Annotated in this window: 15 protein-coding genes and 1 pseudogene; 8 read left to right on the forward strand and 8 right to left on the reverse strand. The window is 42.5% G+C overall.

The genetic code is table 11. From position 1 onward, the window contains the following. Positions 1–332 precede the first annotated feature (332 nt). Both M3193_RS13700 and M3193_RS13705 read left to right on the forward strand, forming a co-directional pair. On the forward strand, positions 333–755 hold the full coding sequence (locus tag M3193_RS13700; RefSeq protein WP_251628713.1) for a hypothetical protein: 423 nt from the start codon (positions 333–335) through the stop codon (positions 753–755). A gap of 185 nt (positions 756–940) precedes the next feature. Next, entirely contained in the window at positions 941–1,372 is a 432-nt protein-coding gene (locus M3193_RS13705; RefSeq protein WP_251628715.1) for a hypothetical protein, read from the forward strand. Between the two features lie 286 nt (positions 1,373–1,658). On the opposite strand, the gene M3193_RS13710 is transcribed toward M3193_RS13705, so the two are convergent. The 3 genes from M3193_RS13710 to M3193_RS13720 form a co-directional block, all read right to left on the reverse strand. Further along, the gene (locus M3193_RS13710; RefSeq protein WP_251628718.1) at positions 1,659–2,165 is read right to left on the reverse strand and encodes a DUF4825 domain-containing protein; all 507 of its coding nucleotides are present in this window, start codon (positions 2,163–2,165) and stop codon (positions 1,659–1,661) included. A gap of 360 nt (positions 2,166–2,525) precedes the next feature. Beyond that, entirely contained in the window at positions 2,526–2,930 is a 405-nt protein-coding gene (locus tag M3193_RS13715; RefSeq protein WP_251628721.1) for a hypothetical protein, read from the reverse strand. Between the two features lie 65 nt (positions 2,931–2,995). Continuing rightward, positions 2,996–4,195, reverse strand: a complete 1,200-nt coding sequence (locus M3193_RS13720; RefSeq protein ID WP_251628723.1) for an iron-containing alcohol dehydrogenase — start codon at positions 4,193–4,195, stop codon at positions 2,996–2,998. Between the two features lie 310 nt (positions 4,196–4,505). Between M3193_RS13720 and M3193_RS13725 the strand changes: the two genes are divergently transcribed. The 3 genes from M3193_RS13725 to M3193_RS13735 all read left to right on the forward strand — a co-directional run bounded on the left by M3193_RS13725 (position 4,506) and on the right by M3193_RS13735 (position 6,333). After that, positions 4,506–4,955: a DUF4362 domain-containing protein gene (locus tag M3193_RS13725; protein WP_251628724.1), complete on the forward strand. Its 450-nt coding sequence runs from the start codon at positions 4,506–4,508 to the stop codon at positions 4,953–4,955. A gap of 173 nt (positions 4,956–5,128) precedes the next feature. After that, positions 5,129–5,629: a GNAT family N-acetyltransferase gene (locus tag M3193_RS13730; RefSeq protein ID WP_251628732.1), complete on the forward strand. Its 501-nt coding sequence runs from the start codon at positions 5,129–5,131 to the stop codon at positions 5,627–5,629. 74 nt (positions 5,630–5,703) lie between these two features. Beyond that, positions 5,704–6,333, forward strand: a complete 630-nt coding sequence (locus M3193_RS13735) for a hypothetical protein (RefSeq protein WP_251628743.1) — start codon at positions 5,704–5,706, stop codon at positions 6,331–6,333. 327 nt (positions 6,334–6,660) lie between these two features. Here the strand turns inward: M3193_RS13735 and M3193_RS13740 are convergent, their stop codons facing one another. Beyond that, complete coding sequence (locus tag M3193_RS13740; protein WP_251628745.1) at positions 6,661–7,230, reverse strand: hypothetical protein; 570 nt, start codon at positions 7,228–7,230, stop codon at positions 6,661–6,663. Between the two features lie 157 nt (positions 7,231–7,387). Here M3193_RS13740 and M3193_RS13745 point away from each other — a divergent pair, with 157 nt between their 5' ends. Continuing rightward, positions 7,388–8,062: a DNA alkylation repair protein gene (locus M3193_RS13745; RefSeq protein ID WP_251628747.1), complete on the forward strand. Its 675-nt coding sequence runs from the start codon at positions 7,388–7,390 to the stop codon at positions 8,060–8,062. Positions 8,063–8,235: 173 nt separating this feature from the next. Here the strand turns inward: M3193_RS13745 and M3193_RS13750 are convergent, their stop codons facing one another. Together M3193_RS13750 and M3193_RS13755 are read right to left on the reverse strand one after the other, a co-directional pair. Beyond that, positions 8,236–8,853, reverse strand: coding sequence for a carboxymuconolactone decarboxylase family protein (locus M3193_RS13750; protein WP_251628749.1), 618 nt, complete (start codon positions 8,851–8,853; stop codon positions 8,236–8,238). Positions 8,854–9,131: 278 nt separating this feature from the next. After that, a complete protein-coding gene (locus tag M3193_RS13755; protein WP_251628752.1) occupies positions 9,132–9,707 on the reverse strand; it encodes a TetR/AcrR family transcriptional regulator in 576 nt (191 codons plus the stop codon). A 179-nt stretch (positions 9,708–9,886) separates the two neighbouring features. Here M3193_RS13755 and M3193_RS13760 point away from each other — a divergent pair. Continuing rightward, a pseudogene (locus M3193_RS13760) lies at positions 9,887–9,988 on the forward strand (hemin ABC transporter ATP-binding protein); the annotation flags it as partial. 71 nt (positions 9,989–10,059) lie between these two features. Here M3193_RS13760 and opuFB read toward each other — a convergent pair. Together opuFB and M3193_RS13770 are read right to left on the reverse strand one after the other, a co-directional pair. Next, positions 10,060–11,577, reverse strand: a complete 1,518-nt coding sequence (opuFB, locus tag M3193_RS13765; protein WP_251628755.1) for an osmoprotectant update ABC transporter permease/substrate-binding subunit OpuFB — start codon at positions 11,575–11,577, stop codon at positions 10,060–10,062. Further along, positions 11,570–12,520 (reverse strand): ABC transporter ATP-binding protein, encoded by a 951-nt coding sequence (locus tag M3193_RS13770; RefSeq protein WP_251628758.1) that lies wholly within the window; start codon positions 12,518–12,520, stop codon positions 11,570–11,572. Before M3193_RS13770 ends, opuFB begins: the two co-directional genes overlap by 8 nt. A 259-nt stretch (positions 12,521–12,779) precedes the next feature. Between M3193_RS13770 and M3193_RS13775 the strand changes: the two genes are divergently transcribed. Continuing rightward, positions 12,780–13,253, forward strand: coding sequence for an S-ribosylhomocysteine lyase (locus M3193_RS13775; RefSeq protein WP_251628761.1), 474 nt, complete (start codon positions 12,780–12,782; stop codon positions 13,251–13,253). The last annotated feature ends 59 nt before the right edge of the window (positions 13,254–13,312 follow it).

Consider the following 13,312-nt stretch of genomic DNA (forward strand, 5'->3'; position numbering starts at 1 on the left):
GTTTACATATCGTGAATATATGCTGGACGAGATTGGTTACAAAGTACATTTTGTTTGGTTGCTTTTGATAGGGTTGCTTGTACTTCATGTCAAAGATATTTATTCGCTAATCAAATCTAAGAGTACAAAAGAAGAAAAACAATGATTATAATGCACATATTTTACTAATGGGTGCTTTACTTGAAGAACAAGCTACAAAGACGGGTTACTGTTCTTATTGAAGTAACGTGGAGGTTAGTTCAATAAGAAAATGCATAAATGAATATATTGAAAACTGCAACTATTTATATGTTGACTCGTATAATAGGTAACAGGTGTAAGGAGGTATTTAGATGAAACGTTTTATGTATTATTTTGTATGGGTTCTATTTATTGGTTTCATCTGTTATCTAGGAAGCCAATATTATATGAGTTTAAAATTCATTGCCCAAGAAACGTTTGATAACAAATTATTCTTTATGTACAGTCTCGTGTTTCCTGTCATTATTGGGATGCTATTAAAGCTACCTGTATTGGTCAAAGACATTAAGCAACAGAAAAAATGGACATTCGATTGGGTGAAATTGTTAGCAATTGGTGCCCCAACCTTTTTTATCGTAACTTCTCCCGTTTTGATTTATCTCATTTGGACTTATACCTCGATTGGTCAACATTCAATATTTCAGGACTATTTAATAATAACAATTAGTACTCCATTCACGACAGCAGCAGGAATAGTGCTTGGATACTGCTTGTTGGATATTCTGAAAAAGTAAAACACTTTTAGTCATCAGTTACGCTTGTATTGAAAAAGCGGGTAGGATTTGGAGACTCTTGTTCAAGTAACGGGTGCTTTACTTGAAGATCGTGGCTGCTTAGACAGCGGCTCTTTTTTCTTTAACTAACAAGGCAGGTTAGCTGAAGAACAAACTCTACCTGTTTCAAAAAAAGGGGGGATTCATTGCATCCAGCTGAACTAATCGAATTGATCATAGTCGGTGGGATTTTACTTGTTATTCTATTAGTTTCTCTTGTTTTGAAAGGAAAATGGAGAAAAGTTATTCAGGGATTGGCTATATTATTTTTGGTGTCTTTTGGTATTTTTTATTTTGTACGTCCATATTGGATTGATATGCAAATTGAAAAAAAAGTAGGTTATATTCAGATGCATTTGGAAGAACAGTACCCTGGGGAAACTTGGGAATATAGGATAGTGCCTCATCGTGAGGACGGCTATAAACACCTGAATCCATATTATATAGGCGTAATATTTGATACCGAACCACTAGTGGAATATAAATATTTCGCCCGTAATAAAAGTGATATTACCCAACGAGGGTGGGTTACTCCTGATTTACACAACCTAAAACATTTAGAAGGTTTAGGAGAGTAATTACTGTTTATTATGAAGTTTCATCTTCTCTTATTGATTTGATTATTAATCTTCCTTATGATCTTCAACTTACGGGTGCTTTAGCTCAATAAGGAAAGTAAAATATTTCGCAAATAAACGCTCAGATTTGAGCGTTTACTTGTTTTTTATATAGCTATTTCACTGTTGAAATAAATGCTGATTAACCTGTTAGGTACGTTGTTAATTGCACTTTTCTCCCCATCAACCGAACCCGTTACTAATTTAGGTGGTCTTCTTTATGATCAAACTTGTGAAATCGAGCCCGTTAATTAAATAACTCGTCTACTTTATTTTCATCATCCGAGTGTTTTTGTATGAACGTTTTTACTTCATCCTCACTTTGCATTCCTGTAAAATCTTCTCCATACCAATTTTTTAGTTTATCTTTAGTAATTGTGTATTCTTCATTCTCAAAATTAAACATGATCCAATCTGCATTCTGAAGTAAGGTGAATAAAAATGTAGCATTATAAATAACAATATCTTTATAATCCTGTTCCGATTCTTCATAGCTGTAATTCAAAATGATGCCATACGGCTCCTCATCTGTTTTCAGTTCGAATCCTTTAAATCGCTCTGCATTCTTTAATCGACTTACAATATTCCCTACTGCACTGTTATCCCCAACATAAGCATCCTTATATTTGAATAAATCCCCAACATAACCGAATTTAATGTCAAGAGGTTCTCCGTCCCTGCTTTTTGAATCACACCCACTCACAATCAGAGCTACCAACAGTAAAAGTGATGAAAGTTTACGTATTTTTTTCATAAGCATCCTCCCAAGAATGAATTACCTATTCAACTAAAGGATGCATTTGTTGAATAAGGCGGCTTCTTAAAACTCTATTTTAGCACAGTATCCCTTGCGCTCTTCAATATTTTCAATTACTTCAGAATTATATTCAAGGATCCATTCCACCTACCAATTAACACGTATAGTAGCTGTGTAAGGAGCAGAGACACATAAATTTAGGTACTGTTGTTGATTGGCTTAACAATTGTGGTGAGATTTACTTGAACATTGATACATCAATAAAAAAGGAGACACAATTCATATGCGAATTGCGTCCCCGAATGCATGTTTTCCCCCTCAACGAACCCGTAACGCTTTCTGACTGGCTTCTTTTATTCACCAACCTAGCGCCATCCGCAACGTGCAGCAGCTGTTTTGGGCGTCGCTGTTCGAGAAGTCGATCCGGATGCCGGAGGGTGTGTAGGATAGAGTGTATTTGATGGTTACACCTGTCGAGCGGACGAGCCGCTCAACTTCTTTTTGGTCCGAACGTTGTGCTGCGTCCATGAGCCGGCGGGCGAAATCATCTGAAGCTGTCAGCGTACCGATGAATAGATTCGCTTCATTCATCACTTGCTTGAATCGTTTGGCCGATTCGTTTAATTTCCGCGTATTTACCGGAGGAAAGGGGCTTCTTCCGTCTTGCGGTGCCGGAGTGGGCATCGCCATATATCCTGGGTGGACCGGCATGAAAGCTTGTTGCCGGGAATTGAATCCATAAGGAAAAGAGGAATAATACATAGGCAACCTCCGCATTTCTTCGATGCCTCAGTATATGTCCATTGCGTGGGACTCGTGTTTTTCCGTTACGCCCCGATCGTTCGGATCAGCTTATCCATATCCTCTTTAAATAATATCTTCGGCACCGGGTAAAGTGGATTCGCTTCTTGTACCGCGCGCTCTGCCATGAGCGGGATGTCGCTGTCGATAATGCATTCCACATTCACAGGAATTTCCATCTTTCCATTCAAATCCTTGATTGCCTGAATGAATTTCAGTGCCTTCTCGCTGGTGGAGTCGGAAGATGCGCAAACACCGGCTGCATCCGCCAACTCTGCCAAAGGTTCGTAGACAGTTTCCCCGTAATAGTCGAGGACATAAGGCAGGATGACGGCATTGGCGAGTCCGTGCGGCATATTGTAAAACCCGCTCAGCGTATGGGCGATGGCATGGACATTGCCGACATAGGCGCGAGTGAACGCCATTCCTGCGAGATAGGCGGCTTTTTGCATATTCGTCCGTGCAGCTATATTTAACCCATTGGAATAAGCTTCGTAAAGATTTTCAAAAATGAGCTTCACAGCATCCGTGCTCCATTGTCTTGTCTGCTTCGTATTGCTTTTGCCGATATACGCTTCGACTGCATGCGTCAAAGCATCCATTCCGGTTGTGGACGTGATATGCTTCGGAAGTTTCACGGTGAGCAACGGATCCAGCACTGCGAAATGCGGAATGAGTGCGGTGTCCATGAGTGCATATTTCTCATGCGTTTCACTGTTGGAAACGACGCAGGCGAGTGTTGCTTCACTGCCGGTCCCAGCCGTCGTAGGCACTACGAATAGTGGCGGCATTTTTTTAATCACCTTCAAAATGCCTTTCATTTGGGGAATGGTTTTGTTTGGCCTCGCCAAGCGTGCACCGACCCCTTTCGCACAATCAATCGGCGATCCGCCGCCGAATGCGACAAGGCCTTCGCAATCGTTCGTTTTATAGAGTTGCAGCGCGTCCTCGATATTATCGATCGTCGGATTCGGGACAGTTTTGTCGTACATGACAAACTTAATTCCTTCCTTCCGCAAACCTTCAAGGAAATCATCCATTAACCCTGTCGCCACAATCCCTGTATCACTCACAATCAAAACCGTTTTAATGCCTTCTCGTTTAATCAACCTCGGAAGCTCTGCTAAACTATTTTCCCCTTCGAGTAGCTGGGGTTCCCGCCATGGCAGAAAAAGAGTAGACACTTTCATCACACGCTGAAAGCTGCGGCAATACAATTTGTACATGCAAATTCACCATCCTTTGAGTAGATGTAACATTCTAACTATTGTACCTTGAAATGGCAGTGAATTGCTATAACCCTTTATAAGATTTAACGGCTTAGAAGTTATCGATCATTTCCCAAGAGTTATCGTTCAGTTGCAGTCAGTTATCGTTCATTTCCAAGTTTTATCGATCATTTCCTGAGTTATATTGTCATTTTGTTACCTTAGACCTATCCAATAACAAAGCGATTTCCAAAATATTGCTAGAAATAAAGAGACAAAGCTGACGCATATAGTGAAGTTGAGAAACAAACGCCATTGGAGGGATCATATGCCGAAAAAACTGTATTTCTTTTTGTTGCCCCTAGTATGCCTAGTAGCCGCTTGTTCCTACGATAGTGAAAAAGCCGTCAAAAACGGGGATGTCATCAATATGAACGGACCCATTTTCAACTTTGACCGATTCCAACATTTCTTGGAAAGTGTCGAAGAGGATGAAGTGGCCTCCGTACGGATCACCAACTACACACTCGAAGGAAACCCGACATTGTACAATTTATCTTTCGATGGAGCTGAATTCGATTTGGAAATCGATCAATCGAAAAATAAGGAGCGAGGGGACAATCCTCGGAAAATGAGCATGTCCTGCACGGAACTGGTGGAAGATGAAGGACAGCAATTGTTCATTTATACGTTGGAGGGGTGCCAGCAAGGGACCTCTGCCGATCGTTTTCTTCTATTAAATATCTTGAAGGAGCAAATAGAAGACCATGAGCATTAATGGAATCTTGGGTAGTTGATCTTCGCGATATTCCACTCCCGGACAACCACTATGGCTGATTAAAATCCTACTCCTTTCAAATAACGTTTATGCTTTTTATTCACAACACATGGACGGATGGCTCTATTTGTGACAGAATATTAAGATGATAATTAAAGTCTGGGGGAGTTTACATGCGGCTTGAGAAACCGTCCTTGAAATGGAAAGCAGAACATATTGCATATATGAATGAGTGGGATGATGCCCGAATGACGCCTAGCAGTTTTCATTTGCAAGCGGACATTCCTTATGAAGTATATTTGGAAGAGATGGCGGCAAAGGAAGCGGGGCTCGACAACCGGATGCTGAATACAAATTATTTTCTTATCGATGACAGCGGACGGCTCGTAGGAATGGTCAATATCCGACATGGCTTGAATGATGCTTTACGCCAAATCGGCGGACACATCGGCTACGGGATCCGCCCTTCGGAACGGCGGAAAGGGTATGCGACCTATTTGCTGTCTGAGGCATTGAAGAAAACGGATCAGCTGGGCATCCATTCTGTGCTTGTCACATGCAATGAAGATAATGTCGGTTCAGCTGCAGTCATTATCAAAAATGGCGGAATAGAGGACGAGAGCTTCACGGAAGCGCATGGCAATGTCGTTCGTAGGTTTTGGATTGAACGGTGATCCTGAATAGCTACGTTTCTTTCAACTGTTTATGTATAATGGAAGAATGAAACAATCTGATTGGAGGAAATGTGATGACTACCACTCAAACGATGTCGATTCACCGTGCTCTATCTGAATTGAAAACATTGAATGACCGTATTCCAAAAGTGATTCAAGAGGCGGATTTCATTGCCACCGACCGGAAATCTGCACAAAAAATCAATGGCCTATCTATAGAAGACTATGAAAAGACGGTCCAAGCCGGATTCGATAAGGCGGTATCGTTAATTGAACGGCGCAATCGACTGAAAGACGCAATTGTACAATCGAATGCAATTACCGAGGTTGTGGTGGCTGGAGAGAAGATGACGGTCGCCAAAGCTATTGAGCGCAAGTCATCCATTGCAAATGAAGAAAAATTGCTTGCCGCGATGGTTGGAAAACGCCGAATGGCTATCAGTAAACTGTCGATGGAAAACGATACACTTCCGTCACGACTGGAAGATTATTTAACAGCAATTTTAGGTAATAAAGATCATGCGAAAAAAGAAGAGGTTGAGTTACATACGAAATCATTTAAGGAACGGAACGAGTACGTCCTCATCGATCCGTTGAACCTCGATAAGCGAATTGAAGAATGGGAAGAGCGGATCTCCAGCTTTAAAGCTGAAGTGGATGCGGTCCTGTCCGAGTCCAATGCCCTTACGAAAATAACCATTTAAGGCGTATTGCATGAGTAATCGAAAACGATATCCACAAGACCCTTCTTTTCCGGAGTTCTTTGGGTGAAATAGAAACCGGCTTACCTTTACTTTCAACTAGTGAACGAGCAAAGAGAAAGCTCAAACCTTAGCGTTCAAAGCTATAAACCTTACAACTTAAAGTTCTTTACAATTTAAAGGTTAACGTTTAAAGTTCAAGACTCTTTCAAATCTTGGGGAACCAGTTACGGGATTCTTGTGTTGGCCCATCGTTTGCTGCCAAGCTGATTATATCGTGCAATTTGTAAACCGTCGCAGGAGGTTTCCTGGGACGGTTTTTATTATCCCTTATTCATTGACGTTAATTGGTTCGCCACTTATCAAACTTCTTATTAATTTCTTTTCACCGAGGTACGAAATTTTTGCGATTTTGTCGTCCCGCATAATGGCAACGCCTGTTAGCTTAATCGGCGTTTCCTCACCGTCTTTATTGACATAGTCCAAATCCACGGTGAAGTTGTAATTGGTCGGCGTCACTTCGTTTTGCTCAACATCCACATGGTTCACTTTCAGTTGGTAATCAAACCTGTTAGCTGAATGATGGAATGCAACAAGTTCATTCGTCAATATATATTGCTCGAAAGTGCTTTCCGTCAAATAGGGTTTGTACGTTTCCTCCAAATACTTCTTGAATTCAATAAATCCTTCATCCATTTCGTCCTCATCGAATGTATCCGGCAAATAATTTTCGAAAAGTGATTTCTCATCGGGCGCATTCAATTGAAGTTCAACAACCTTTTTTACCGCTTCCTTGATCGGATCTTGATCATCATCAGGCTGCGAGCACCCTGTAACTGCGAGGGAAATCAGTACCAAAAATATGGCGGCCCCAAATTTCCGTCGATAGTTCCTTTTCATCAACCTGCCTCCTTTTCACAAACGATTCATTCAACTGTTTATACGGCAAAAAGGTCATAAAAGTTTCGTATTACGGACTACCAACTTTGCACTTCATAGATTCTTGCTTACAATTGTAGGAAGAGTTTCAGACCAATTTGATAAGAAGGTGTCGAAGATGAAAAAGCAATGGAATCATAAGGGGATTATCGAGAAGTTCGAAATGTGCCGGAACGTCGAGCAAGCAGAGCCAATGAAAGCGTATATGAAACACCATTTTCCGTTCTTGGGCATTAAAAGTCCGCTGCGAAACGAGCTGCTGCGTGAGCAATTCCGGGAATATGCGCTGCCCGAAATTGACGAAGTATTCGACGAGGCATGGAAGCTATATGAATTGCCCGAGCGGGAATATCAGTATGCCGCAATTGCTTTGCTCGATAAAATGAAAAAGCAATTCACGACTGACGATTATCCGAAGCTATTGAAGTTCATCGAAACAAAATCGTGGTGGGACAGTGTCGATGCAATCGCCCCCAATCTTGTCGGCCATGTCGTCAAATTGGACCGTGCATACGGGAAAAAAGTGATGCTTGACTGGTCGCACTCGGACAATCTGTGGACAAACCGCTCCGCTATTTTGCATCAGTTAAAGTTCAAAAAAGAAACCGATACCGAGCTATTATTTGAAATCATCCTACAGCATGTGGAATCAAATGAGTTTTTCATTCAAAAAGCGATCGGGTGGGTATTGCGGGAGTACGCGAAAACCGATCCGGTAATCGTGAGGGAGTTTGTCGAAGAACATACGCTGAAACCGTTGAGCAGGCGAGAGGCTTTGAAGCATATCGGTTGAAGGATACTAAAGGAACGCATGCACAAGTAGCATGCGTTCTTTCATTTTGTAAAAAGGTAACTTGAATTTCAACTATGTTCATCTTCCGTTAATGTTAGCGGTTTAGTATAACGTTATAACAAATAACGGAGGCGGATTTGATGGGGTATTAAAAACATCTACTTTTATTACATTTAAATTTTCACGCTTTGTTTTCCATTGAAATCAATCACATCGATTTTAAACCGATTTGAAATAAAAGCATGGATCAAAGCAGCCGGCAAAAGTGGAATAATACTCATTATCATCTTAATTTCATAGAAAAGAGTGGTTTTTTCTATTTTTTTGCCTTTGATACGGCTTCTGAATGCACTTAATGCGATACCATAGATATTTCCAATCATAATTGTTCGAATGACACCCAGTATTCCCAACGCTTTTTCCGTTCCATACACTTTAACTACGCGATTCCATGCTTCTTTGGATGGATTTCCTCTCGTATCGGCATAATGCTGTGCAAAAACAATTGCCGTCATTTCACCCTCCGAAATTCCTTCAGTAATTCCTGATAAAAGCATTTTTATTTCCTTCTCGCTCATCCCTTGCTCCAGAGCAATTTTTGTATGGGCATATGAGCAAACTTCACAGCCATTCACTTCCGTTACAGCTAGCATGATCCTTTCGATAAAATGTGAAGATATCCTATTCATTTTCTTGTTCTTTCTCATATATTTGAATGTCCTTATACCTTTATAGAGAGCAACATACAATTCTTTTGTCCCATAAATATTTTTATATAATTCCTGACCCATACTTGTATCTCCCTCTACCATAAAATTGCTACTTATGAATTAGTCAAGACTGATAACTACAAATCGCTATAGCCTTAATGATCAGTAATTATTCAACGTATATCCATTACTCATCCTCACAAAAAAGAGCCCCTAAGCAATCAACTCTTTTAAGGCGCCCATTGATAAATTCAACTAAACGGGTTATATATTATTGATACAAATTCTTGTACCTACCGTTCGGTACAGAATGTAGTCTATCACAGATACTCAAAAATTGGCAAGTAAATTACATGCCATTAAGTAAGGTTGTACTGTTCACGAATTACATCGATAACGTTGATTAAAAAATGGATATTTTGATGACTTTTCATTAATAAAACTCCGCCTTCAATCATAGCTATCATCGCTTGAGCGCTTTTTTTGGTATCGATAGCGGCATCTAGTTGACCTTGCTCGACCATTTCATCTAGAGTTGCTTCTACAGATCCAATCCACTGTTCGATAATATATTGGATTTTCACCCGAAAGGTTTCATCATGTTCACTCATTTCAATGGCTAAATTTCCAATTGGACAACCTGATTTATTTGGTATTTCAGTATGAAAAGTGAGGATTCTATCAAGCATCTTGTTTAATTTAGCTACAGGTTTAATTGTTGATTGAAAAATGCCGATAATTAACTGTTGATCCCACTCTTGAACTAGATCTTCTACAACGGCTAAACCTAGATCATATTTAGAGGAAAAATAGTGATAAAACTGACCTTTTCCAATATTAGCAGCAAGAAGAATGTCACTTATAGATGTTGCCTGATAACCTTTAGAATAAATAACTTCTCTAGCAATGGAGAGGATCTCTTGTTTTTTAGACATATTTACACACCTTCATCATTAAATTTTGTATAGTTTATAATCCTCTATTAATTTAGGGATTTTTCTCTTGAATGGAAAAAACCTATTTTTTCCCTTCTGAAAGCTTTCGATACAATGAAGCCCTTGACACATTTGTAACTTCACAAACCAGTGCAAATTAGTCATTTGCAACGCAATAAAAAACATTGAACCTGACGACGTTGATGGTGACGCATGATGAAGAGTTGCTTCCCTATGCCGACCGGATCATTACAATGAGGGATGGATATATTGTTGAGTAAGATCAATTAGATAATACCTCTTGACAGAATCATCGGGGGTGAAATGAGCCCCCGCTAATCGATGTCTTCTTTTATTCCAACAAACCCGCATCCTTTAAAAATGCGCGTGCAACGTCTTCCGGTTTTTCACCTTCCGCGTTCACTCTATAGTTCATGTCCCGCATCTCGTCGTCCGTCACTTTGCCCGCGAGTCGGTTGAGCACTTTCTCGAGTTCAGGATACGTTTCGCGTGTTTCTTTCCGGAGGAGAGGGGCCCCTTGGTATGGCGGGAACAGCTCCTTGTCGTCCTGTAGAACGGTGAGTTCGTATTGTTGCAGTTCACTGTCGGTCGAATAGGCATCCATAAGGTTGATATCCCCTGATTTAATCGCCTGGTAGCGGAGTTTCGGTTCCATCGTCCGGACGGAAGGGAAGTCGATTCCGTATACGCTGCGTATGCCTCGGTAGCCGTCTTCGCGGTCGTTGAATTCGAGTGTAAACCCAGCTTTTACGGCATTTTGAATCGCGGCGAGGTCGGAGATTGTTTGTACGCCGTACTGCTCCGCGAACGGTTTGGATACTGCAAGCGAGTAGGTGTTGTTATACTCCATCGGCGGCAGGAGGACAAGGTCGAATTTCTCGGCAAGCCCATCTCGCGCTTGTGCGTATACTTCGTTCCGGTCATTGCTGACGGCCGTCTCTTTCAAGAATTCGGACAGCGCCGTCCCAGTGAATTCAGGATAGAGGTCGATGCTCCCGGATTGCAACGCGTTGAATACGAATGATGTTTTGCCAAGTCCCGGCTTCAGTTCAACGGACAGGTCCGTCTCTTCTTCGATGAGGAGCTTGTACATATTTATAAGAATTTCAGGTTCCGCCCCTAATTTGGCGCCGATGACAAGCTGTTTTTCATTGCTAGTAGGCAAAAGGGGCAGGACGATGATGAGTAGGGTAGCGACCAAAAATGCCACGAGTGCAATGGTAGCCCGCCGGAACGATAGCCCCTCGAATTTCCTCAGTAACAAGTCGAATGACAGCGCGAGAAGTGCTGCAGGGACTGCACCGAGAACGATGAGGGAAGGGCTGTTCCGATCGATGCCGAGCAGGATGAGATCGCCGAGACCGCCAGCGCCGATCAGCGCAGCGAGAGTGGCGGTTCCTACAATCAGCACCATCGATGTCCGGATGCCTGCCATGATGACAGGCATGGCAAGGGGCAGTTCGACTTTCGTCAGACGCTTCCGCCGGTTCATCCCCATCGCGGTCGCCGCTTCGATCAAGGAAGGGTCGATTCCCTTGATGCCTGTATACGTGTTGCGCAAAATCGGCAGCAATGCATACGCGACAAGTGCGATGATGGCAGGGATCTTGCCGATGCCGAACAACGGGATCAGCAGGCCGAGCAATGCGAGCGACGGTATCGTCTGCAACACGGCGCTTGTCCCGATGACTGTTTCTGCAATCCGCTGCCGGGTTGTCAAATGGACGCCAACCGGGATGGCTATGAGGATGGCGAAGAAGAGTGCGATGAGCGAGATTTGGATGTGTTCCAACAACGCCAAAGCAAGTTCGCCTTTCCGATCTTGAAAAACGTTTACAAAGTCACTCATGCGCTGCTTTTCCTCCTTCCTGCCCGTTTGCCAAATAGGCAATGACTGTTTGTCTTGAAATGGTGCCGATCAGTTCCTCTTCTCGCTTGATGACGGCCCGGTCTGATTTAGCGAGTGCATGCAGCACTTCATCCCACCCGGCGTTGAAGGCCAATACAGGCAACCGTTGCGCGTCTGACGTCATCGGCTCAAGATGCTCTGCTATTACGAACGGTTTCACGCTGTCGCTCTGGATGAATTTGCGGACGAATGGTGTGGCTGGTGTCAACATAATTTCATCCGGGGTGCCGATCTGTTCGATCTTGCCCTCCTTCATGATGCAAATACGGTCTCCAAGTTTTAATGCTTCCTGGATATCGTGTGTGACGAATACAATCGTTTTCTGAATGGACCGCTGCAGCTGCACCAAGTCATCCTGCAACTTTCCCCTGCTGATCGGGTCAAGTGCGCTGAACGGTTCATCCATTAAGATGATGTCGGGATCTGCTGCAAGGGCACGGACGACGCCGATCCGCTGCTGCTGGCCGCCGGATAGTTCATGAGGCTTCCGGTGCCGGTATGTATCCGGATCGAGCCCTACCATTTCAAGAAGTTCCGTCACGCGGGCATGGATCCGGTTTTTATTCCAATTCTTAAGTTCAGGTACGATTGCGATGTTTTCCTCGATCGTCATATGCGGGAACAATGCGATTTGCTGCAACACATATCCGATCTGCCACCGCAATTCATGGATTGCGTATTCGCTCACTTTTCTGCCGTCGATCCATATCGTCCCGTCCGTCAGTGGAATGAGGCGATTGATCATTTTCAACGTAGTCGTCTTGCCGCATCCACTCGGCCCGATCAGTACGAGAAATTCCCCTTTGGCAATCTCTAAATTGATTGAATCAACGACAAGTGTTTGATTGTCATATGATTTCTTTACACCGTCAAAACGTATCATCGAATCACACTCCTATAGTTCAATATGGTGACACAAAAAAGAGATTAATGAAAATGATTGGCAATCAATGGAGGAAATTTGTTTCAATAGATCATTTGCACATCTTTGCATCAACACGAAAGAGAAGTGATTCATTGTTACCTTTTTTGAACTTTTTTAATCTTGCAACCTATTCAGAATACTGATATTCTGAGATTAATCCAAGTAAGTAGATAAGGTAATAGTGATTACGTGGATGCGATGAGAAGGAGTGATGAATATGTCTGCGACAGAAAAAAAGATGAATGTGGAAAGTTTTAATTTGGATCATACAAAAGTGAAAGCTCCGTTTGTGCGACTTGCCGGGGTGAAGGAAGGGATTAACGGCGACGTTATCCGAAAGTATGACATCCGTTTTTGTCAGCCGAATAAGGAGCATCTTGAAATGCCTGCAATTCATTCATTGGAGCATATGATGGCGGAGTTCAGCAGGAACCATTCCGACAGAATCGTGGACATTAGTCCGATGGGATGCCAGACGGGGTATTATTTGGCGCTCATCAATCACGATAATTACGAAGACGTACTCGATATATTGGAAAAGACATTGAATGATGTGTTAGTTGCAGATGAAGTGCCGGCATGCAATGAAGTTCAATGCGGATGGGCTGCAAGCCATAGCCTTGAGAGCGCCAAAAAAGCGGCAAAAGAGATGTTGGAAAAGCGGTCCGAGTGGACGACTGTGTTCTCATAATGGGACTGTAAAGTAGTATGCCTCGTCCTTTACAAGTGAGCTGATTTTTCTCTGGGAGA

The sequence above is a fragment of the Sporosarcina luteola genome (assembly GCF_023715585.1).
GTDB lineage: Bacteria > Bacillota > Bacilli > Bacillales_A > Planococcaceae > Sporosarcina > Sporosarcina luteola_D.